The following is a 22,696-nucleotide window of genomic DNA, read 5'->3' on the forward strand; positions in this document are numbered from 1 at the left end:
CATCCTCTTATTGACAGGACGAAGCTGTAATGCGATGAGATTCTGGAAGCTCTCTTCCCAGCACGCGATAATAAATTTCCTCATATTGAACCGTCGTTATATCATTACAAAATGTATGCCGAGCACGAGTCAAACAATTCTGCGCCACTTGTTCATACAATACTTGATTACTAAGCAAGTTTACGACATGTTCGGCCATTTTATCAGTATCCCCAACATCTGCTAAATACCCGGTTTCACCGTGCGTAATGAGCTCGGGAATCCCCCCGGCATTGGAGCCGACCGTTGGTACCCCGCATGCCATCGCTTCTAGGGCGACGAGACCGAAGCTCTCTTTTTCAGAAGGAAGCAGCATCACGTCGGCAAGGGAAATCACTTGCGCTACGTCATCCTGTTTACCACAAAACGTTACCTTATCTGTAAGGCCAAGTTCCTTTACCTTAGAAATCATTTTGGATAAATCAGGACCTTCTCCCACGAACAAAAGACGCGACGGAATCTGCTTGCTCACTTTTGCAAAAATATCAATAACATCCTGCACACGTTTAACTGGTCTGAAATTAGAAATATGAATAAGAATCTTCTCTTCAGGCCGGGCAAACTCGCCTCTAAGCTTTGAAATATCCCGCGGGTAATACACCCGTTTATCGACGAAATTATAAGTTAGATCTATGTCACGGTCGATGTCCAATAATTCTCTTGTTTCTTTGATTAAATCTTTCGAAACCGCTGTAACCGCATCGCTTTCATTAATCGCATAACGAATTAAGTCGGAAATCGATTGATCCTGTCCTAGAACGGTTATATCCGTTCCATGGAGTGTCGTGACAACCTTGAGCTTGCTACCAACCATCTGTTTCGCCAGAAGTGCACATACAGCATGAGGAATGGCATAATGAACATGTAGTAAATCTAACTCTTCCATCTTGGCGACCTGCGCTAATTTACTGGCGAGAGAAAGGTCATAAGGCGGATACCGAAAGACATAATATTGACTGACTTCCACTTCATGATAAAAAATATTTTTATGAAATTTACCCAAACGAAAAGGCATACTGTGAGTAATAAAATGAACCTCATGTCCTTTTTCGGCAAGCAGCTTGCCAAGTTCAGTAGCGACAACACCTGAACCACCTAAAGTCGGATAACAGGTAATTCCAATCTTAAGTTTATCTTTCATCATGCACCTCTTTTCCGATCAAATGAATCGATCTACCACTAATGGCAGCTTAGAAACGAAACCTTCTGCATAAGTTAACAAGCGCTTTTGACCTAATATGCGATCTCGAGCTTCCACTCGTTCGATATAGCCTTGATTTAAGGGCGTGGCTACCGTACCTTGACCCGTTATAAATTGTGAGCGATAAGCGCTCAATGCAGCAATTTTTTCATCGTAACAATCGGTTACATCTACCATGAGATCAGCTTCGTAAACGTCATTTATAAAATAAAAGTACATCTGCTCCACGTTCACAGGCTCAGAATCAGGCAAATACTTGCGAAGCTTAGCGTTAAAAACAGCTTCCTGAACCAACCCCGAACAAGCAACATGGTCTGGATGCCGATCCTGCCAGTAGGGTGCAAATACGATTCTCGGCTTAAATTTACGAATTTCTTGCGTAATACGCTCAATATTTGCCTGTGTGGCAAATAATCCACGATCCTCTAGCCCCAGATTCGTACGAACCTTCACTCCTAGAATGCTCGCAGCCAGTTCAGCCTCCTCGATCCTTGTTTCTACTGTGCCATTAGAAGACATTTCGGCATAAGTTAAATCACAAAGTCCAACCTTAAGCCCACGCTTGGTATGTTTGGCAATGGTGGCACCCATGCCAATTTCAGCATCATCTGCATGTGCGCCAAATATAAGAATATCGAGAGATTCGCTCATCTTATTCAATACCTGGCTTATATTTATGTACTAACTCTCTCCAACCGAAATCACCGCGATCAAGCGCTCTGACAAGTAGTTCTGCTGTTGCTACATTCGTTGCGCATGGAATCCCCTGAACGTCACAAAGACGCAGCAGAGCAATAATGTCCGGTTCATGTGGTTGAGCCATTAATGGATCTCGAAGGAAAATAATAAAATCCATCTCATTTTCAGCTACCAATGCGCCAATTTGCTGGTCTCCCCCAAGAGGACCTGACATAAATCGATGTACGTCTAATTTCGTGCCATCCATAATCCGCTGTGCTGTCGTACCAGTACCATATAACTTATGACCCTCGAATACATGTTCATACGCTGTAACGAAGTTCACCATTTCATCTTTCTTACGATCATGGGCAATTAATGCTATCTTTAACATCTTGTCTTCCACTCCCCTAGGGCTCTTTAATCTATAAAATGCTCGAATCCATAAATCATTCCGCTATATGTCATCACTTTACGTACAGCAATGGCAACGCCCGGCATATAGGCTGCACGATCATAGGAGTCATGTCTAATTTTGAGCGCTTGGCCTTGCTCCGCCATAATCACTTCCTGCTGAGCAAAGACACCAGGCAGTCGAACACTATGTATTCTAAATCCATTGTAATACCCGCCGCGCGAACCTTCAATTGTTTCTTCTTCATTCGGATTACCTTGACGCAGTTCTCCTCTAACTTCGGAGATAAGTTCTGCCGTTTTCACTGCCGTTCCTGAAGGCGCGTCCAGCTTTTGATCCCCGTGATACTCAATTATTTCGAGATTCGGGAAATATTTAGACGCTTGAGCTGCAAATCTCATCATTAGTATAGCCCCTATTGAGAAATTCGGAGCTATTATTCCGCCAATTCCATTTTCTTGACACTGCTTGTCCAATTCAGCAATAGCTTCCGGCGTAAATCCTGTTGTTCCCATTACTGGGCGAATTCCTAGGCGAATAGCCAAGTTTGTATGTGAAACCGCTGTTTGCGGTCCTGTAAAATCTACTAAAACGTCTGGCCTGGATTCTGTGAGAGCTTGTTCCAAATCATTGCTCATTATAACCCCACATTCTTCAAATCCTACCATCCTTCCCAAATCAATTGGGCCAGAGGAGCGGTTAACCCCCGCCACCAGTTCCATATCGGACTCTGTGAGAACGGTCTTCACGACCTCTCGCCCCATTCTTCCACTTGCACCAATAACGGCTACTCGAATTTTACGATCCATGTTGAGAATATCTCCTTTTCGTATGTTTCAAGGCTATAATTTCATCTTTTGTTGATAGAGCGCCGCATGCTGTTTCGCAATTTCATGGTGAGGCTCCAAACGCACCGCTTCCATAACGGTTTGATAGGCTCTCCCATAATCCTTTCGAAAAGCAAAAGCTTCTCCTAGAATAAGATACGCTTCAATAGCCAGAGGATCAAGAGTAATCGCTTCTTTTAGTAAAAAAATTGCGCGTTCCGCATGCTCAGACTGGGCACTTAGCTGTTTTTGTGCTTGTTCAACTAATTCTCTTGCATGCAGGACTTGCAGATGGTAACGATAAACTTCATTATCTTTAACCAACTCTAGTGCCTTTGAAGCATGCTCAATGGCTTTAAACAATTTGTTACTTCTTGCGAAAGTAATCGATAACTTGTAGTGATAGGCAGCATTGTTTGGTTCTTCAGCTATCGCTTTTTCAAACCATTCAATGGCTTTTTCAAAATCATGACCAAGTATGGATTCGTACGCTTTCTGTATTTGAGTTTCTCCATTCATCTGCCCATCCTCCTCCACCCGAAATCGAGTCTCCCGTTATTGGGGATGGTATAGTTTATGAAGGTTATGTAGTTTCGGTGTTAATTTTAGTCCATCGACCTGCGTCACGCGTGTTGAATTTATGCATGATTTTATCATGTGCTTCCGTCAAATCAATGCCCAAAGAGTTCGCGAAACAGATGGTTATGAAAAGAATATCACCGAGTTCGAGCTCAATTGAATTGTCTTCTTCCGTGCTTTTTTTGGGCTTTTCACCGTATGTGTGATTCACCTCTCGGGCTAATTCACCAACTTCCTCTGACATTCTGGCCAGCATAGCTAAAGGACTGAAATATCCTTCCTTAAACTGGGAAATATAAGTGTCAACCTCTTGTTGTATATCTTTAAGAGTACGTTCAGACATGTTCACCCTTCTTTCCATCATCTTCACCGAGCTATCATTACTATGTTAAACTATAGAAGAAAAGTTGACAAATTTTTTTGGCGATACCATCAAGTATTTGGAGGAACAGGAATGAGATTTAAGGAACGATTTGCTGATCGATTTACGAATGTTGTTGCAATTATGATCGGTACGGCTATTTATGCGTTTGGTTTGCACTATTTTGTTATTTCCAATGAGTTAATGGAAGGCGGGGTTACAGGTGTTTCCTTGCTGCTCAAATATGTACTAAACGTGCCACCTTCCCTATCTACGCTGTTAATTAATATTCCTTTGTTTTATATCGGATGGAAAAATTTTGGAAGAGGACAGATGCTTTACACCATCTTCGGCGTCGTCTCATTGTCTTTCTTTTTATGGATCATGGAGCTGCTCATTCGAAAAGAATGGCTGATACCTTTTCATACCACTCAAGATTACTTTCTAGCGACTCTATATGCAGGTATTACACTCGGAACTGGACTAGGACTTGTCTTCCGTTTCGGTGGCACTACGGGTGGCTCTGATATCTTGGCTCATATAGGCAATAAGAAGAGAGGCTGGAGTGTTGGACAAGTCATCCTCATTATTGACGTCATCGTCATTGGCTCTTCGTTAATCTATTTACCAAAAGAGAAGGTCTTATATTCACTTGTTGCCGTCTTCGTAAGCTCTCGTCTCATCGATTATATTTCCGAGGGCGCTTACGCGGCCAAAGCGTTTACCATTATTAGCGATCAAGCATCTCAGTTAGCACAAGCCATTACGACGGAACTAGACAGAGGAGTGACTTTATTCCCAGCTAGAGGTGCCTACTCCGGCAACAATAAGGAAGTTGTTTATTGCGTCGTCTATCGTCACGAAACCAGAAGGCTTCGTGAACTCATTCATTCAATGGATCCTAGCGCATTCATCATAATAGGTGATGTGCATGATGTTATTGGTGAAGGATTCAAACAAAAGTAACGCAAAAAGTGGGTCCAGCAGCTTTATAAGCTAGCTCGACCCACTTTTATGTTTCACCTATTTTCAGTTTCTCTCGTTTGCTTAACCGGAACAATATGTCGACCTGATTGGTACATTCTCCATCCCACGAAGGATAGCACACTGACAATAATGAGACCAATACCTAACGACCAGATGATTGGCTGTCTAGGGTCAGTAATGGGCACGAAAGCGATCGCATCCTTGTTCTTCAGAAACAAATCATCCAAAACGTGATTTAGATGGTCAAGCCCTGATTCCAATTGTCGAGTCGACATAGGTTGACTATTCAAATTTGTTCGGATAAAAGCGAGCAGCGAATCAAGCTTTTCGACGGAAGCAGCATCTCGACTAATCAGCAAGGAAGGATGAATGATGGCAATATGCTGCGACAGCTTACCGAAATTCGCCAACGCCTCTTTCTGTTTATTCGCTTTAACGTCCTCGGATAGGTTATTTGTATCATTTTGCAGCACTTTATAATATTGCAGCCACATAGGCTGGTTCTTATGTGTTAATGCATCGGTGGCTAGTCGAATTTTGGCGACAGCGACCTGCCCTTCTTCCGGTGAATAAGCTGCGGCATTGTAGACCCTTTTCGCTTGTGTAATCGTCTCTGTTAAAGCATTTAACCCCTCAACAGATGTAATCCCCTCGAAATGAATCTTAGGAATCTGATCAGACATTTGCATCAGTTTATTTCTCGCTTCTGTGACTTGACCATCCATGGTTTGTTTGTACATATCATCGGCAATTTGGTTCAAAAACGCTATCCGCTCTACTTGTTCAGGATCTATTGGCTTAGCGGCTTGTCCGTTTGTACTCGTGCTAACTCCGCAAGCTGAGCTTAAACTTATAACGGCTGCAAGCAGAAGTGTGGTCGTTAGCCATTTCATACCGGAATAATTAAACATGGGACATCCCCTCCTTCACCATCATCATATGGAAGTTTGTCCCAATTTAGACCAGCTGCTATGCGGTTATGTACTTCTTTTCTTGCGGATAAGCAGGCATACAACTGCTATCAAAATGCCAGTCATACTTAAGCCAACTGTGAACCATTCAATCGTAAGTAGATTGTCATCAAGTTCTCGAGGTAATCGCGGAAAAATCCCTCTTTCATAATCCATGAAATCGTTCCAAAATGTCCAGATGGCAACAATGATAATAGCCGTTAGCCTGTACCTATACCATCGAACGAATAGCAGCGCTTCCACAGCCATTGCCAAATGGGAACCTGTCAGCATCCAACCGTCCCAGCCGACTGGAACACCCTGCCACGCACCTGTCCAAATCATGGCAACCGCCCAGATGCCATATTTAAACGAAGTAATCAATGCGAATGCTTCAACAAACCCGCGAATAGCTCGATAAAGCTTATTGGGTTGCTGGTCCAAAGAACGGTCCATAAGCAGGAAACCGATTGATAAAGTGAAAAACAAGCTGGCTGTTGGGCTGTCGGGAACGAAATATACGTACCAAGCAGGATAATTAGCAATCGTATCGACCATTTGTGCCCAATACCACTCATAACCATAAATTGTACCTAAAAGGTTTGAAATGAAAAACGCCCACAACATCTTTTTGCTGAGCAGAAAATCCTTGCTCCAAAAATAGGAAACGGACAACCCTTGCTGCAAGTAAGCTCCTCCTCTTGTGCGAACTTATCTAAAAAAACCTGACCGCTCTCGCGATCAGGTTCCCTTTTTTATTGAGCTTTTTGTTTGGATAACCATTCAGCAAGTTTATTAATATCAGCATCACTTAAGCCTTTATCAATGTTAGCTTGATATTGCTTACCCATATTGCCTTTACCATTCTTGATAATGCCAAGAATCTCATCTTGGGGATGCTTATCACCAACACCAAGTAAGGCAGGCACGCCAGAAGCAGGCATCCCTTTAAGTCCAGCACCGTGACAAGATAAGCAAGTTGCTTTCTTGTATATCTCTGCACCAGGATCATCAGCTGCAACGATAGCTGCAGACTTCTTCGTTTCCTTAGCACCGCCGCCACCAGCAACACCTTTGTTCGCGTGCATCTCTTCCTCACGCTTAATGTGTTCTGGAACAATGTTTTTCTCTTTCAGTTCTACTTGGTAATGAGACCAAGATGTGTACGTCAAATACGTACAAGCGATAAGAGATAAAATCATCAAGCTTGAAGCGATCGGTCTTCTGTAGAAACGACGCTCTTTACCTGTGTCCAAGAAAGGAGCAAGCAGCAAGCCGCCGAACAGTAAACCAGGTACTACAACCGCACCAAGAACAACGTAATCTCCTGATGTATATGGGTATTTCAATAATTGATACATGAATAAGAAATACCAATCCGGCATTGGAATGAACGCTGTGTTCTTAGGATCCGCAGGATATCCTAGCGGAGCTGGATCCGACATGACCAGTACTAGCATACCGACCAATACGACTACACCAACCATCCATTCTTTCAACAAGAAGTTTGGTATGAACGCTTCTGATTTCCCCGGATATGCAGAATAATCTTTAGGAATCAGTCGTTGCTCTTGTGATTTCTTTATTACGCGGGAATCTCCCACATAAACGATTTTTTCGTCAGACTTATGACCATGCGCCACGCATTGACCCTCCTTTCAATTATAGCGGTCCGGAAATACCTTGTTTGCGAATCATGAAGAAATGTCCAGCAAGCAAAGCTAGCAGAACGCCTGGCAGGAAGAATACGTGGATGGCAAAGAAACGAGTCAATGTTTGAGCGCCAACAATGCTTCCACCTTGCAGCAATGTTTCAATATATGGTCCCGCGAACGGTACCGCTGCTGCGATCTTCATACCTACTTGTGTAGCGAAATACGCTTTGTTATCCCATGGTAGCAGGTATCCGGTAAAACCAAGACCTAACATAACGAAGAAAATCAACATGCCTACAACCCAGTTCATTTCACGGGGTGCTTTATAAGAGCCTGTGAAGAACACGCGCAGGGTATGTAAGAACATCATCACGATTACTAAGCTGGCTCCCCAGTGGTGCATACCTCTGACAATAACACCGAAAGCCACTTTATGTTGTAAATAGTCAACGCTGGCATACGCGTTGATAATATCAGGTGTGTAATACATGGTTAAGAACATACCTGACAAAATTTGAATGACTGTAATGAAAAACGTCAATCCGCCGAAGCAATATACGAAAGCGGAAAAATGATGAGCAGGGTTTACGTGCTCTGGAACCTCGTGGTCTGCTACATCCCTCCACATTGGCGTAATATCAAGACGTTCGTCAATCCAGTTGTATACGTTTTTAAACATCTGATGCTGACGCCTCCTTATACTCTTGTGTTAGCATGTAGTTGTCCCACATAAACGAAACCATTCTCTACTTTGGTCGTGTACTCATCCAAAGGCTTTGGTGCTACTGCAAGGTTCTTACCATCTTGCGTATAGTGAGCACCGTGACATGGACAGAAATACTGATCTTTGTAAGCAGGATTATCGTTCCAGTTGACTGTACATCCAAGATGCTTACAAGTTGGATTCAACGCAAAGAGCTTGCCGCCGCTGTCTTTGGAAATCCATGCAACCAGTTCAGCATCGCTTTCGTACCAGCCATCTACCTGATGAACTTGAAACGTAAACGCTTGTGGAACATTTGTAATTTTACTTTCTTCGACAACTTTAACCCAATCCGCAGCACTCTTCTTTTGAAGGACAGGATCAATAGCAAACCGTATCATCGGTATAATAATCCCGGCTCCCATGAATCCTCCAGCGCCACCAAGGGTGTAAGAAAGAAATTGTCGACGAGACATTTCGCGTTTGGTCCCGGGTTTCTTCCCATGCTGTTCTTCTTTGTGATTGTTATGATCACTCATTCTCAGGTCTACCCTCCTACATTGGCCGAAGTCCGAACCCTCTCGGACGTCAGTTACCTCTATCACGTGTCGTTCGACATTACACTACATAACTAGGACATTACTAATAATAGCCTACGTCTACTAGGTCGTCAAGAATCCATAACTCCTTTTCATCGGTTGAAATCTCAGCCATTGGACAAATTTTAACGAAATTGTCACAACTTTTTGGTAGCTATAGAAATTAATTTCTCCCCTTATCCTGCACAACTTTTTTTCCATTAATACGCTTATCCGTTTAAAGTTAATCGTTCTGATGCCATAATTCTTGTACTTGTTTGGAAATACTTGATTTGATTAGTTCCGATTGGCTCGTCCACTGCTCCATATCGACAGCAATCAGCAAATCCGTTTGCTCTGCTTTCCAAAGTGCTGCTTCTGTATGTATGGTAAGACCGATTACATAACGGAACCCCATTCTTTTTAAATGAAGTGAGATGGCATTCAACTGTTCTCTCAAATCCGTACCCGTTATGTAGTGAAGCGCTGGATAGGTTACTACTCTGCCCTTATAAGGAATTTCAATCGTTTCCAGAGCATCTCGAAGCTGTTCTAACGCAATTGTCACTTGTGCAGGATCTTCTAACCCCGTCAACCCCGTCAATGGAAGTAAACACGTGTCCAAATACGGTTTCAATTCTGGCCAATCTTGTGCTGATATATCATTAAACTTCACCGAATCGTCCTCCCTATTGTTTGCCAAATGTACGCATGCTATGTAATGTTATGAATCTCTTCTTGTACTTTAATCCGTCCTTATCCGACTGTCAATTTGCTCACTCGATTGTTGACCACGCAACGCTCCAATCGCTTCCTCCAGATCTTGCTGCTTCACAACCAGATAGGGACTCTCCCATTCGCCTTTTAATTGGATGTAGCGAACGGTTGCCGGCTTCAAGTCGCGGTAGGATTTCGTAAATGTACGAAGCTCATCGGCTGGAATATCCGTCTTTATGGATCCTCCAATGATATCAAGCACACCCGCCCAAGCGGTCACCCCATTCAATGTGGTTAATTGATCTAGTAACTGATTAAGTACTAGCTGTTCTCTTTGATTCCGCTCCATATCAGAGGATTCTGCAGTACCTAAATTGGATTTACGGTAACGGATAAAATCCAACACTTGTTTGCCATTCAACTGCTGTTTTCCTTTATTCAGATGAATATCTGTTCCATCACTATCGTCCTGATAACGCATATCCATATCTACTTCGACGGTCATTCCACCTAATTGATCGATGAGCTTCCGAAAGCCATCAAAATTAATAACAGCCATATAATCAATTGGAACTTGATAAACATCACTGAACAGTCTTTTAGTTTCACGAAGGGCCGTGTCTCTATTTTTATTGTAATAGTAAGCATAGAAATAATTTGCTTTATGAGATCCGTCTAACCCCGACTTATTTGCTTCGATCTCCAGATCCCTTGGAATGGATACCACCGTACCTTGATGCGTTTTCGGATTAACACTGAACAGCATCATGACATCCGTATTCAGCGATCCCTCATTACCTTCTCGCTCATCTACTGCCGTTAGGAGGAACGTTAGCGGCTTTTCGATGGGATTGGTTGCTTGCGAAAAAGGTACAAAGCTTTCTCCATTTATATTTGATGCTGTAGTGGCTTCAGGCGCAGCAATATGATCCAGCGTCTGATTCAACTTGTTATATAGAAAAGTGGCATACACAGACGCAGCTCCTACAATTAAACCTGTGATCAAAAGAACGGATGTCATTACTTTTCGAATACGGGGATTTTTTATCATTTTTTTCATTCGTTGTCTCCTTAAGTTTTGATATTATGCTCTTATTAATGGACGCATGGGTCGTCGAATTAGTTCTTTTTTCACCAGATATGCAGCAAAAAAAGACACGTGAATAAGATTCACATGCCCTTCTTATACGTGTTTATGGCCGCCACCAAATAAGTATTTAACCCAAAGATTGTAAGGTTTTAAGCTCAGATGTAAGAGCTAGGAACGTAGTTTGATCTCCCTTGGCTAAAGCACGGTCAATCTCTTTATAGAGATTTTCTTCTTTATATTTGCGTATGGCATTATCCCAAACCATTTCCGCGAAAAGTGCCAGCAGCGCATCGTTAGATACATTCATTTTTCCCATGAGACCTACCTCCAAATGTTGTCCGCGGTTTGTCAGGAGCTTCTTTTTCGCAAAAACATGTTAGTCTGTTTCTTGGTGTATGCCAACCCCTTGTGTATGCCCCTACTTCATCATATTCACTCGGTACATTAGCGCTTCCTTCAATCGCCCGATTCAATAGGAATGTGTCTTTACCTATCTACTTGACGTCTTCTTTGAAACGTGTACTTTCTTTATCCAGAAAGAGGACAACCTTATCTTCTTCAGCTACAAATGTTCCTTGAATCACTTTCTTTCCGATCTTGGTGACTTGAATGACAGCTCCATTCTCCTGATCTTCCCCGATCCGAATCAGGCCCAGATGCATCATCATTTGTAGAATACGTTGTTCCACGATCGATTCAGAACTATCATAATAGAAGGGTTTAACAAGCTTACAAAGCACTTCTCCTAGTGATGCCATGGTCACCCATTGCCCACTTAGACGGTCTATCCAGGCCACAATGCTTTGGACATTCGGAATCGGATTTTTATAAAGCCGCAGCCAGAATTTATACACTTCTGCTAGGTTTTCTTTCTTACCATCTACCAGCCGCGCTTTTCCCTCTTCTGTTAATCGAAGTGTTTGTGAATGCTCACTAATCAGTTGTCTGTAATAGCAATAATCATAGATGAAAGAAAACCGGTTCGGATACTCTTTAAACATGCGGCCATAGCCGAATCGCCATGTCCCTTTGGATACCATCTCTTCTTGAACCGATAATCGATTGAGAATTTGTTGAAGCTGTCTTTTGTACATAGACCCTTCCGCTGTAAGTGGTATTTCCTGCTCTTGAGAGATGTACGTCAAGAAATGAAAGATGTCATCGACGATAAGTAATTGCTCATCACGATATACATTAGGTTCATTTGTTGTTTTCAGGCTTTGTTTGAACTGACCGGTTAGAACATCACTAAATCTACGCTTCAGATCTTGCGGGACATGAAACAGAAACTTCGTTTGCTGTGAATAGCCGTTAAACAACCATCCAAGTTTCTTGAATTTAATGATCATATCCCGGGGATTCCATTCCTCCGAATCCTCCTTCTGAAATCTTGATTGTTGAACTCTAGCGACAAGTTCTTCAATACTGAAAGCATTGCGAGGATCGAAAAGCAGCGAATTCAAAAACCGAATATCCTCCAAAGCTAAGCCTTGAATATGCTTCTCGAAAATCTCTCTACGGAGCGCTGTGCTCAAAATCGATTGAATCAATTCATTCTTCGAATGACCATTACACTCACACTCGTAGGTATGAGCAATTCGGCCTAATTCATGGATATCGGCATAACTGAGCATATCCGCTAGGTTCATTTCCATCCTACATCCCCCAATTAGCGAAGCTTTCAGCTCCGAGGTTTCTAGTAACCATTATGGGATTTTTCACCGAAAATATTCCAAACGAAATAAAAAAACATGACTCTTTCAAAAAGTCATGTTTTACTTTATAGCGATTATTCAGTTATAGATTGTAAGTGAGTTAAACAGTTATATAATTGAAGCTCCCAGCCCTCTTCTTGACGAAGTAGAATAGTCAGCGATGTATTCTGTAGAAAATCTTCACTATCCAGGCGAAGAACCCTAAGAATCTGCACGATAAAACCGCCATGAGAAATTAATAATATTTTCCCATTCGGATAAGCCTGAATCAATTCTTCTTCTAACTCTGTCCATCGTTTCCATAGATCATCATCCGACTCTTGACCTAGTTCCTGAAGCTTCCAATTTGGCCCCCAGCGCTCTTCTCTTTCTGCTACAGTAGTTCCTTCTACCTGCCCATATTTACGCTCCCTTAGCCTTTTGTCCGTGCGTATAAAGGGTATTCCCGATAGGTCCGAAACGATTTGTGCAGTTTCTCTTGCTCTCGTCAGATCACTGCTTATAATGGCATCCCAGGATTCTTTGGCTAATCTTAGTCCAAGTAACCGTGCTTGCTCTCTGCCTTCCCCGGTTAATTCCGTATCCAGTTGCCCCTGCAGCTTTCCAAGACGATTCCATTCTGTACTCCCATGACGTATGAATCCGATTGTTGTCATTTGCTTGCCCCTCCACCATCTCTATAAATAAAAAATGCTCCTACAGGAGCATTATGCTTTTGTTCGTGACAACCAATTCATAATAATGATTGTTGCAATTAGACCTAGTATCGAAACGACCAGTAAGTAATGCGGATAGGAGTGAATAGGTCCAACGTGGAAGCGTAAAGGTTCCATGAAACTAGGATTAAGACTCGCTACAGCGTCTCCCATCTTATGACCATTCATGGATTCAGCACCACTGGTCTTCAAGGCTTGCGGCGCTTGGAGATCAAACAAGGAATTATCCGCAGTTGCTATTGAAGATTGCGGCGTTCCATCGTACACGACTGCAAATAAGAAGCTGAATACGAATAAGGCTAAACAAAATGCAATAACAGCAGTAAGATTCCGTCTAAGCGTGTAAGAGATTGCATACATACGTTCAGAAACTGGAATTCGCCATGACTCATCTTCGTAAATTCGATTCATAACCTTGCCCGAAACCATTGGCTCATAATCAGGCAGCTCACTCTCGATTGCCGCAGTACGAATGAGTATCGTACTTTCTTCCCATATTTGAAATTCTTCTGCACATTCGGCACAAGTTGTTATATGCTCATCTACCGCGGCACGACGCAGGTCATCATTCGGCAAATCCCAGTATACCCCAAATAATTCCTGGATCTCACTACACTTCATGATCTTTCATCCCTTCGATTCTTCGAATATCGGTTCACTGAAATAAGGATCCAGTTGTAATTTAACGGATGCCCTTGCTCTAAACAAGAGTGACTTCACCGAGCTTACCGTTTGGCCTAAAATGTTCGCGATTTCCTGATAATCCATCTGATCGTACTCTCTAAGTATCAAAGCCGACCGTTGTTTCTCTGGTAAACTATTAATAGCTTCGCGAACCATAGACACTTTCTCATTACGCAGCATAGCTTGCTCGGGCATGGCATCAAAGGATGCATGTGGCGTCAGTCCACTTTGTTCCAGCGAAACTTGAACGCTTTTATTTTTGCGCAGCTCACTCAGAACCGTATTACGGGCAATGGTGTACAACCAAGTTGAAAAGGATGCCTCGATTTCACGGAAAGAATGCAAACTGCGGTACGCTTTATAAAAAGTTTCGTTACACAGATCTTCAGCGATGGCTTCCATCTGCGTATTCTTTAACATATGAAATATAAATGCAAGGATTTTACGCTCGTAACGACGCATAAGTTCATTATAAAGTTGAACATTTCCATCCTTGATTTCTCTGATCAATTGGGAATCGGTCATTACGTGGCGGCCCTCCTAACGATCCCGGGTACCACTCCAACTGCTCATACATGTTGTACTGCGGCAGGAGTGAAAAGTTGCGGTTATTTGTAAAAGAATTATGAATTTATGTACGAATAAAATACGAGCCTATAAAAACTTCTTGATTCATCACGAAATTCCTGCTAGATTCGACAATTTGTTCGATAAATTTCAATTCGCAGTATGTCTGATGCACACAACAGGACTGTCCTTTCCCATTATATAATAAAATCAGAAAAATATGGTACATATGCACAAAAAAAAACCGCCGAATCGGCGGTTGCACTTATGGTGCGATTATCGGATAGGAGTGGAGAGAAACCATACTGTACTTTTATTATATGTATACGGTTTCATTCTGTCAATACATATTTTGAAAACGTTTACCAACTCATTTTTTTAAGATTGAATAGGTTGTATTTGATGCCTTTTGGCTTGTTTAATCAAATTATTTATGGAATGTGCTCGAATGAATGGACTGCCTGCATTGATCCGTGGGATTTGCATAGGATCCGTTTCCTTTGTAGTTATCCCTGATTTAGTCGTAAAGGCAAACTTAACTCCAGCTTCCTGAAGATACGTAATCGTATGATCATCATAGCTTCCGAAAGGGTACGCATAAGAATCGACGGACTTTGAGCCATTTAATTCAATAAGTTTAGTAAGGCTCATACGAGTATCGTTCAGAACTCTTTGTTTGAATTCATCGTCTGTTTCTGTTATACCGTTTTGTGTTATTTTGTTGGTCAACATCGGCTTGCCATTGCTCATTGCATGCAGCCCATCCGAATGACATTGAAAATCGATACCAGCGAACTCTTTTCTCATTTTCTTAATCTCTTCTCTAGACAAGGAAGGTAAAAGCGTTCCTACCGGGTTGTCCAGATCTTTGGTAATAACAAAGTTCACCGCAGGTATTCGCATTTTTTTGAGTATCGGGAAAGCATTGGTATAGAAGCTTTTGTAGCCATCATCAAACGTTACAAGTACCGCATTGTCAGGTATTGACGTCCCCTCTGACTTGAAGCTTTTAAACTCATCTATGCTAATGAAATGATAGCCTTTCCGCTGCATAGCTTCCAACTGCTTTTCGAACAGCTTTGTCGAAATCGTCACAGAGCCCTGTACTTGATCGTCGATATGATGATACACAAGTACGACAACTTCGTTTGAATAAATGACATCTTTTGCACGTACAAGGGAAGGTAAAAAATTCATGAAAGCGATTAACAAAATAAGCATACTTTTCCCTATCAATTTGATCTTCATCACGTTCGCCCCACAATAAAAATATGTAATATATATATGAACAGATGTCATTATATCACGAAGCATTTTCTTTGAGAATGAGTTAACAAAAATAAAATAAGCTGATCTCTTCCCCCTTTTCGAATTGTTCAAGAAAGGAAAGAAAACAGCTTATTTATCATAATATTATGAGCGTTATACATGCACTGCGTACGGCCCGCTGAGCAGCTCAGATGCCCGGTCGGCGTCTTCCTGATTTCGAAAAGAAAGACGCAGTACACCAGGAACATCTTCACGGCTTTCAATAATTTGAATGTTGCTTAAATTGATTCTAGCGTTACCGAGTAAGGTTGTAATTTGGCCAATAATACCAGGATGATCGGGAATATCAACGTAAATATCGAATAAGGACGTAATCATTCCTTTTCTGCGTTCTGGCAATTGACTGCGGAACTCACCTGCAACACGGAATTGTTCAGCGATCCCTTCGCCGTCACTTTGTTCCAACAACTTAATGAACCGAGACATTTCTAAATTCCAATCCGTGAGCAGTTTAAGCAGCACATCTTTATTGTTTACAAGAATATCGCGCCAAATCATCGGTTCACTGGATGCGATACGTGTGATATCTCTGAAGCCGCCAGCGGCCAGATTTTGATACAAAGGATTCGATTCGTTATAGCCTCTTACTTGATTAACCAATGCTACCGCAATAATATGCGGTAAATGGCTGATCGCTCCTACGATGTCATCATGTTCACGGGCGCCAACTTGAACAATTTGAGCCTTCGTTTTCTTGAGCAGCTCCGTCAGACGATCAACCTCAGCTTGTGGTGTACCCTCTGCCGGTGTCAGGACATAGAACGCATTTTCAAAAAGGTGCGAGGAAGCTGCCTCCACCCCATGACGTTCGGAGCCTGCCATTGGATGACCGCCGATAAAATAGACGTTTTCCTTGACAAACGAGGCTGCACTCTCCGTGATTGAAGCTTTGGTACTACCGACATCTGTGATGATACAACCGTCTTTGAGAGGGAGCTGTACTAGCTGTTGGACATATTCCTCTAACATACCAACTGGCACGCATAGAAAAATGTAATCCGCTCCTTCTACAGCTTCAGCCATACTAGTTGTTGCCGTATCGACAACATTCCGTTTTAGAAGTTTTTCAACTGACTTCGGATTCGGTGAGTGACCAACGACTGTAAATCCAGGTTTTCCTTTATAGCATAAGGCGAGTGATCCACCGATCAGCCCTACACCGAATATCGCAATTTTCGTCATGAAATCAACCTTTATGATTTAAATTAGGCCTGAACAGCAACCTCAGCAAGCACTTCTGTTAGAGCGGCAATGAATTTCTCATTCTGTTCGCGCGAGCCAATTGTAACCCGAAGCGACGTTGGGAAGCCCAACATATGACCTCCACGAATGATAATACCACGGCGCAGCAAACCATTAAATACATCTGCAGCTGGCCGGCCAACATTCACCATGATGAAGTTACCATGTGCTGGAAATGCTTGCAGACCCATCTTGTCAAACTCTTCTGTTAAGTATTGTAAGCCAGCCGTGTTCGCTTCTCGGCAGCTTTGGATAAAGTCTTGATCTTTAATTGCAGCAAGCGCAGCGGCTTGTGCAAATCTTGTTGTATTAAAAGGTTCTCGCACTTGATTAATCGACCGAATAACATCGGGATGCCCGATCCCATAACCAATTCGAAGGGATGCCAGCCCATAAATTTTTGAAAAAGTACGCAACGCAATAACATTGCGGTATTGACCAATTAGTTCTATGCTATCCGGGAATTCCCCCGTTGTGTTGTACTCGCAGTAAGCTTCATCAAGAACGACCAAAACATGATCTGGAACTTTGGCCAAAAACGCCTTAATCTCCGCATCGGTATTCATCGTTCCTGTCGGATTGTTCGGATTACAAATCCAAACGATTTTCGTTCGTTCCGTAATCGCAGCCAGCATGCCATCCAAATCGTGTGTTCCTTCTATCAAAGGAACTTCAATGGACACAGCTCCTTCGATTTCACAGTTATGCTTGTACTGGGGGAACGTATGTGTAGCCATAACGGATTCGTCACCTTGAACAAGGAAAGCACGCGCCAGCATCAGAATAACTTCATCGGATCCTGCGCCAAAAATAAGCTGATTAGATGCCACACCAAGGGACTCAGCAACTGCTTCTGTCAATTGCACAGCTCCCCCATCAGGATATAAGCTGATGTTGGATAATTCCGCTTCAATCGCAGCTTTTACCTTTGGCGAGGAGCCGAAAGGGTTTTCGTTAGATGCCAGCTTAATAACTTCTGTCAAACCTAGCTCACGCTTCACTTCTTCAATAGGTTTACCAGGTTGATAGACAGGTAAATGTACAATCGTTTGTTTCGGTTTCATGATAGTCACCTCGTCAATTATATGTCCGAACGTTTTAATTGTCCCACAAAGTTACGAATTTGCAAGAGTCCTTCCGGATGTGCAGCATCGGCCTCTAGATGAGGTAGTACGTTCTCAATCGTTCGTACGATGGCACTTCCAACAACGATTCCGTCACAAAGCTTCTCAAAGCGCTTAACTTGATCGCGATTCGAAATTCCGAAGCCGACGACAATCGGAACACTAGCAGCTTCCCTTACCGTTGCAAGGAAATCTTCGATGCCTCCGAAGAATTCGGCGCGCTCACCTGTTACACCTAATGATGATACACAATACACGAATCCACGAGCTCCAGCTGCTATTCGCTTAACGCGCTCATTGGATGTTGGCGCAACTAACGGGATAAGATGGATCCCATTAGCTTCAGCAATCGCTCTAGTCTCACTATCTTCTTCCAACGGAAGATCAGGAATAATAATTCCGCTGATTTCATTCTCCTGCATCGCTTTGAAAATACGCTCCAGTCCAATTTGTAAAACTGGATTATAATACGTAAAAAGAATGAAAGGCAGCTTAGACCCTCTGCTTCTAGCCTGACGAGCGACATCCATCACATCAAAGATTGAAATTTTGCGCTGTAAAGCACGTTCAGAGGAACGTTGAATCACAGGGCCGTCAGCTAACGGATCAGAATAAGGAACACCTAGCTCGATCAAGTCGGCGCCTGCGCGTTCCATTTCCAGAATAAGCTCAAGGGATGCTTCAAGGGAAGGATCTCCGATGGTCAAGAAAGGAATCATCGCTGTTTCTCCGCGCTCTTTGAGCTCGGCAAATCGACTATCAATACGGTTCATCGCTTATTCCCTCCCCATGCCAAGATAGCTCATAATGGATTCAACATCTTTATCGCCACGTCCAGAAAGATTTACGATAATAATTTCATCCTTGGACATGGTAGGAGCTATTTTAACTGTTTGGGCAATGGCATGTGCACTCTCTAAGGCTGGAATTATTCCTTCTGTACGGCTAAGAAGTTGAAGTGCATCTAGTGCTTCCTGATCCGTGATCGGATAATACGTTGCTCGCTCAATATCTTTGAGGTAGGAATGCTCCGGTCCAATACCGGGATAATCCAAGCCTGCTGAAATGGAATGAGCCGGCAATACTTGACCATACTCATCCTGCAGCAAATAGCTAAGTGAGCCTTGGAAAACACCAGGAGTTCCCTTGGTCATTGTAGCTGCATGTTCCTCGGTATGAATACCGCGGCCAGCCGCTTCCACGCCAATGAGTTTCACTGATTCATCTTGGACGAAAGGGTAGAAAATACCCATGGCGTTACTGCCTCCGCCTACGCAAGCAATTACAGCATCAGGCAATCTGCCTTCGGTTTCAAGGATTTGCTCACGTGACTCATCGCCAATGACACGTTGAAAATCACGCACCATCATAGGGTAAGGATGCGGTCCTGTAACGGACCCAAGGATATAATAAGTATCCTGAACATTGCTAACCCAGTAACGAAGCGTTTCGTTACAAGCATCTTTCAACGTACGCGTACCAGAAGTAACTGGAATAACATCAGATCCAAGCAATTTCATGCGGAAAACATTCAACTGCTGACGCTTCGTGTCTTCCTCACCCATGAATACTTTACACTCAAATCCCATTAAAGCAGCTACCGTTGCTGAGGCAACTCCATGCTGCCCAGCTCCTGTTTCCGCAATAATCTTCTTCTTCCCCATTCTTTTAGCGAGAACGGCTTGGCCAATGGTGTTATTAATTTTGTGAGCACCCGTATGGTTCAAATCCTCACGTTTCAAATAAATTTTGGCTCCACCCAAGAGCTCAGAAAGCCGCTCTGCATAATAAAGCGGTGTTGGCCGACCCGAATATTGCTTTTGTAGGTAGCGCACCTCGGCAATAAATTCAGGATCATCTTTATATTGTTCATAAGCTTCTTCAAGCTCAATTAGAGCATTCATCAACGTTTCAGGAACATAACGGCCGCCGAACTTGCCGAATCTGCCATGCTGGTCAGGTACTTGCGTCATTTTCGAGTCACCCTTTCGACAAATGCTGTAATTTTGGCTATATCTTTCACGCCATCGGTCTCAACGCCGCTGGAAACATCAACGCCATCGGGGTAATATGCAGTTATTAATTGATCTACATTATCAGGTTGAAGCCCACCTGCTACAAGAAGCGCCACATCTGCTGAACGTGCCCACTCCTGATAAACAGGAATGCAGTCCCAAGCAAAAGTTTTGCCTGATCCTCCCCCATATACAGGGTCGAACGTATCCAATAAAACAGCATCGACAGTCCCTATATAAGGGTCAAGCTGCGCGGCTACATCCTCTACATCGGGGATTTTATTTTCTGTTTTGGAAATCGAAACGGACTTGAACACCTTCACCTGAAAATGTTGACGAACCCATCGGCAAAAGTCAGGTGTTTCCTGACTATGTAACTGTACGACATCAAGTGGAGCCACCGCTAGAATGTCGGTTAACTGCTCCTTGGTCGGATTAACGAATACCCCTACGGTTAATGGGATAGATACCCCTTTAGCCTCTTCTGATTTCAAAAAGGAAATCAGCTCTCCAGCCTTCTCTGCCGTAACTTGCCGCTTGCTCGGTGCAAAAACAAAACCGATATGTGCTATCGGCAAATGCACGATTGATTTTAACACTTCAACGCTTTGAAGTCCACAAATTTTTACCGTTGGAACTGTCCCCACAGCCATCAAATTCGCCTCTTTCTCCTTCAACTACTTCGCCCTTTGAACCCTCGTACCCATCAGATCATAAACGGCCTGCTCAACAATAGGTTGTCGCATGAAATGCTCGCCGATTAAAACGGCTTGAGCACCAACTTGTTGTAAATAAGCCATATCTTTGACGGTAGAAATGCCACTTTCACTGACGACAGTTTTCCCTGCGGGAATGAATTGAATCAGTTCTTCTGTCGTGCCTAAGTCGGTAACAAATGTTTTCAAATTCCGATTGTTGATGCCAATCAATTGAGTATCCAATTCAAGAGCACGTTCCAGTTCCTCACGATCATGGACCTCAACGAGTGCATCTAGTCCAATATCACTAGCTAGCTTCAGGTACTGCTTCATTTGCTCTGTCGTTAAAATGGCAGCAATCAGCAAGATAGCATCGGCGCCAATCAAACGCGCTTCATAAATTTGCTTCGGATCAATTGTGAAATCCTTACGAAGCAATGGCACATTCACTGCCTTACGAACAGCCTTCAAGTACTCATTGCTGCCTTGGAAGTAGTCTACATCTGTCAGAACGGAGATACAATCTGCGCCTGCTCTTTCATACGCTTCCGCTAAAAGAACCGGTTCAAAATCATCGCGAATCAACCCTTTGGATGGGGAAGCCTTTTTCACCTCGGCAATTAGACCCATCGCACGATTTTTCCGTGTAGTTAACGCTTGTTCAAAGCCTAAACAAGGAGGCAGGTCCGAGATTAACTTCTCAGCATCCTTAATCGAAAAGCTGCTCATCGCTTCAACCTCTGCCCGCTTGGTGGCAACAATTTTATCAAGAAACATGGCATAATTCTCCTGTATATTGGATTAAATCGTTCAATTTTTGTTCAGCACGGCCTGAATCAATGACATCAGCCGCTAATTTCACACCCTGTTGAAGGGTTCCGACTTGCCCTGTCACATAGAAGCAAGCCGCTGCGTTTGCAAGTACAATATCGCGATAAGGCCCCTTCTCACCAGCAAAAATATGACGAATGATTTCAGCGTTTAGAATTGCATCTCCACCCGCTACATCCTTGATGCTATGTGCGCGTAAACCAAGATCATCTGGAGTAATGGTGTAGGTGCTTATGGCGTTTGCTTTCAATTCCGTTACTTTCGTAGGTGCTGAAATACTGAATTCATCCAATCCATCCTCGCTTGCTACAACCAATGCTCGTTTCAGTCCAAGAGCTTGCAGCGCTTGCGCAATCAGTTCGGTCTTCGTGCTGTCGAATACACCAAGCACTTGACGGTCAGCGCCCGCTGGATTGGTTAGCGGCCCAAGCAGGTTGAATACGGTTCTGAAGCCAAGCTCGCGCCTAGGTGCCGCCACATGCTTCATGGATTGATGGTACGCTTGGGCAAACATGAAGCAGATACCTGTTTTGTCTAAGCATTTAGCCGCTTGTTCACCGCTTAACGTAATCTTCACGCCAAGAGCTTCAAGGACATCTGCACTTCCGCTCTTGCTCGACATCGCCCGATTGCCATGTTTCGCTACGCGAATCCCTCCAGCAGATGCGACTATCGCTGCCGTTGTGGAGATATTGAACGTCTCTGCGCCATCTCCGCCAGTCCCGCATGTATCCAGCAGATCATTCTGGAGTACGTTGACCTGAACGGCTTTGTTCCGCATCGCTTCTGCGAAGCCCGTAATCTCCTCCAGCGTCTCTCCTTTGATGTGAAGTGCTGTAAGCAGGCTGCCGATTTGAGCGTGAGTCGCCGCACCGTCCATGATTTCAGACATGACGCCGCGAGCTTCCTCACGCGACAAATGAGTACCGCTAATGACTTTACCGAGGGCTTGCTGTATTTTAATAAGTCCACTCATGACTAGAGTCTCCTCTCCT

Annotated in this window: 27 protein-coding genes; 1 reads left to right on the plus strand and 26 read right to left on the minus strand. The window is 43.3% G+C overall.

Translation table 11 applies throughout. The annotated features are described in order from the left end of the window. Positions 1–7: 7 nt before the first annotated feature. The 6 genes from bshA to GC102_RS27395 form a co-directional block, all read right to left on the minus strand. Positions 8–1,180, minus strand: coding sequence for an N-acetyl-alpha-D-glucosaminyl L-malate synthase BshA (gene bshA / locus GC102_RS27370; protein ID WP_171692528.1), 1,173 nt, complete (start codon positions 1,178–1,180; stop codon positions 8–10). A gap of 18 nt (positions 1,181–1,198) precedes the next feature. Beyond that, positions 1,199–1,891, minus strand: coding sequence for a bacillithiol biosynthesis deacetylase BshB1 (gene bshB1, locus GC102_RS27375; protein WP_171692346.1), 693 nt, complete (start codon positions 1,889–1,891; stop codon positions 1,199–1,201). Between the two features lies 1 nt (position 1,892). Further along, positions 1,893–2,312, minus strand: coding sequence for a methylglyoxal synthase (locus GC102_RS27380; protein WP_057301781.1), 420 nt, complete (start codon positions 2,310–2,312; stop codon positions 1,893–1,895). A gap of 26 nt (positions 2,313–2,338) precedes the next feature. Next, the gene (gene dapB / locus GC102_RS27385; protein ID WP_171692347.1) at positions 2,339–3,142 is read right to left on the minus strand and encodes a 4-hydroxy-tetrahydrodipicolinate reductase; all 804 of its coding nucleotides are present in this window, start codon (positions 3,140–3,142) and stop codon (positions 2,339–2,341) included. A 33-nt stretch (positions 3,143–3,175) separates the two neighbouring features. Next, positions 3,176–3,679, minus strand: coding sequence for a tetratricopeptide repeat protein (locus GC102_RS27390; RefSeq protein ID WP_171692348.1), 504 nt, complete (start codon positions 3,677–3,679; stop codon positions 3,176–3,178). 64 nt (positions 3,680–3,743) lie between these two features. Next, positions 3,744–4,082, minus strand: coding sequence for a nucleotide pyrophosphohydrolase (locus tag GC102_RS27395; RefSeq protein ID WP_029193041.1), 339 nt, complete (start codon positions 4,080–4,082; stop codon positions 3,744–3,746). A 111-nt stretch (positions 4,083–4,193) separates the two neighbouring features. Between GC102_RS27395 and GC102_RS27400 the strand changes: the two genes are divergently transcribed. Then, the gene (locus tag GC102_RS27400; protein ID WP_171643363.1) at positions 4,194–5,066 is read left to right on the plus strand and encodes a YitT family protein; all 873 of its coding nucleotides are present in this window, start codon (positions 4,194–4,196) and stop codon (positions 5,064–5,066) included. 53 nt (positions 5,067–5,119) lie between these two features. On the opposite strand, the gene GC102_RS27405 is transcribed toward GC102_RS27400, so the two are convergent. From GC102_RS27405 to trpD, 20 genes are all read right to left on the minus strand, one after another. After that, positions 5,120–5,998, minus strand: a complete 879-nt coding sequence (locus GC102_RS27405) for a sporulation protein YpjB (RefSeq protein ID WP_171692349.1) — start codon at positions 5,996–5,998, stop codon at positions 5,120–5,122. 66 nt (positions 5,999–6,064) lie between these two features. Next, complete coding sequence (locus GC102_RS27410) at positions 6,065–6,724, minus strand: DUF1405 domain-containing protein (protein WP_246321151.1); 660 nt, start codon at positions 6,722–6,724, stop codon at positions 6,065–6,067. Between the two features lie 68 nt (positions 6,725–6,792). Next, complete coding sequence (locus GC102_RS27415) at positions 6,793–7,680, minus strand: menaquinol-cytochrome c reductase cytochrome b/c subunit (RefSeq protein ID WP_171692350.1); 888 nt, start codon at positions 7,678–7,680, stop codon at positions 6,793–6,795. A gap of 19 nt (positions 7,681–7,699) precedes the next feature. Then, positions 7,700–8,371 carry a menaquinol-cytochrome c reductase cytochrome b subunit gene (gene qcrB, locus GC102_RS27420; RefSeq protein ID WP_029193037.1) on the minus strand — a complete coding sequence of 224 codons (672 nt, stop codon included), beginning with the start codon at positions 8,369–8,371 and terminating at the stop codon, positions 7,700–7,702. 17 nt (positions 8,372–8,388) lie between these two features. Next, complete coding sequence (locus GC102_RS27425) at positions 8,389–8,934, minus strand: QcrA and Rieske domain-containing protein (RefSeq protein WP_171643366.1); 546 nt, start codon at positions 8,932–8,934, stop codon at positions 8,389–8,391. Between the two features lie 283 nt (positions 8,935–9,217). Then, complete coding sequence (locus GC102_RS27430; protein WP_171692351.1) at positions 9,218–9,649, minus strand: DUF2487 family protein; 432 nt, start codon at positions 9,647–9,649, stop codon at positions 9,218–9,220. A gap of 69 nt (positions 9,650–9,718) precedes the next feature. After that, positions 9,719–10,750, minus strand: coding sequence for an LCP family protein (locus GC102_RS27435; protein WP_171692352.1), 1,032 nt, complete (start codon positions 10,748–10,750; stop codon positions 9,719–9,721). Between the two features lie 157 nt (positions 10,751–10,907). After that, positions 10,908–11,096 carry an IDEAL domain-containing protein gene (locus GC102_RS27440; protein ID WP_047674234.1) on the minus strand — a complete coding sequence of 63 codons (189 nt, stop codon included), beginning with the start codon at positions 11,094–11,096 and terminating at the stop codon, positions 10,908–10,910. Positions 11,097–11,274: 178 nt separating this feature from the next. Next, complete coding sequence (locus GC102_RS27445) at positions 11,275–12,429, minus strand: hypothetical protein (protein WP_171692530.1); 1,155 nt, start codon at positions 12,427–12,429, stop codon at positions 11,275–11,277. A gap of 140 nt (positions 12,430–12,569) precedes the next feature. Continuing rightward, positions 12,570–13,151, minus strand: a complete 582-nt coding sequence (locus GC102_RS27450) for a histidine phosphatase family protein (protein WP_171692353.1) — start codon at positions 13,149–13,151, stop codon at positions 12,570–12,572. Between the two features lie 51 nt (positions 13,152–13,202). After that, positions 13,203–13,832: an anti-sigma factor family protein gene (locus GC102_RS27455; RefSeq protein WP_171692354.1), complete on the minus strand. Its 630-nt coding sequence runs from the start codon at positions 13,830–13,832 to the stop codon at positions 13,203–13,205. A gap of 6 nt (positions 13,833–13,838) precedes the next feature. Further along, on the minus strand, positions 13,839–14,420 hold the full coding sequence (locus GC102_RS27460; RefSeq protein ID WP_047674226.1) for an RNA polymerase sigma factor: 582 nt from the start codon (positions 14,418–14,420) through the stop codon (positions 13,839–13,841). A 420-nt stretch (positions 14,421–14,840) separates the two neighbouring features. Continuing rightward, positions 14,841–15,710, minus strand: a complete 870-nt coding sequence (locus GC102_RS27465; RefSeq protein WP_171692355.1) for a polysaccharide deacetylase family protein — start codon at positions 15,708–15,710, stop codon at positions 14,841–14,843. 174 nt (positions 15,711–15,884) lie between these two features. Further along, complete coding sequence (locus GC102_RS27470) at positions 15,885–16,973, minus strand: prephenate dehydrogenase (protein ID WP_171692356.1); 1,089 nt, start codon at positions 16,971–16,973, stop codon at positions 15,885–15,887. A 23-nt stretch (positions 16,974–16,996) separates the two neighbouring features. Further along, a complete protein-coding gene (gene hisC / locus GC102_RS27475) occupies positions 16,997–18,097 on the minus strand; it encodes a histidinol-phosphate transaminase (protein WP_171692357.1) in 1,101 nt (366 codons plus the stop codon). Positions 18,098–18,114: 17 nt separating this feature from the next. Next, the gene (gene trpA / locus GC102_RS27480) at positions 18,115–18,930 is read right to left on the minus strand and encodes a tryptophan synthase subunit alpha (protein WP_171692358.1); all 816 of its coding nucleotides are present in this window, start codon (positions 18,928–18,930) and stop codon (positions 18,115–18,117) included. A 3-nt stretch (positions 18,931–18,933) separates the two neighbouring features. Further along, positions 18,934–20,130, minus strand: a complete 1,197-nt coding sequence (gene trpB, locus GC102_RS27485; protein WP_171692359.1) for a tryptophan synthase subunit beta — start codon at positions 20,128–20,130, stop codon at positions 18,934–18,936. Then, positions 20,127–20,825: a phosphoribosylanthranilate isomerase gene (locus GC102_RS27490; RefSeq protein ID WP_171692531.1), complete on the minus strand. Its 699-nt coding sequence runs from the start codon at positions 20,823–20,825 to the stop codon at positions 20,127–20,129. The genes trpB and GC102_RS27490 overlap by 4 nt, the downstream gene beginning before the upstream one ends. Before the next feature lie 24 nt (positions 20,826–20,849). Beyond that, positions 20,850–21,647, minus strand: coding sequence for an indole-3-glycerol phosphate synthase TrpC (gene trpC / locus GC102_RS27495; RefSeq protein WP_171692360.1), 798 nt, complete (start codon positions 21,645–21,647; stop codon positions 20,850–20,852). Further along, a complete protein-coding gene (gene trpD / locus GC102_RS27500; RefSeq protein WP_171692361.1) occupies positions 21,637–22,677 on the minus strand; it encodes an anthranilate phosphoribosyltransferase in 1,041 nt (346 codons plus the stop codon). Before trpD ends, trpC begins: the two co-directional genes overlap by 11 nt. Positions 22,678–22,696: the final 19 nt, after the last annotated feature.

Origin of the sequence: Paenibacillus germinis (assembly GCF_013141785.1) — a bacterium.
Lineage (GTDB): Bacteria > Bacillota > Bacilli > Paenibacillales > NBRC-103111 > Paenibacillus_E > Paenibacillus_E phytorum.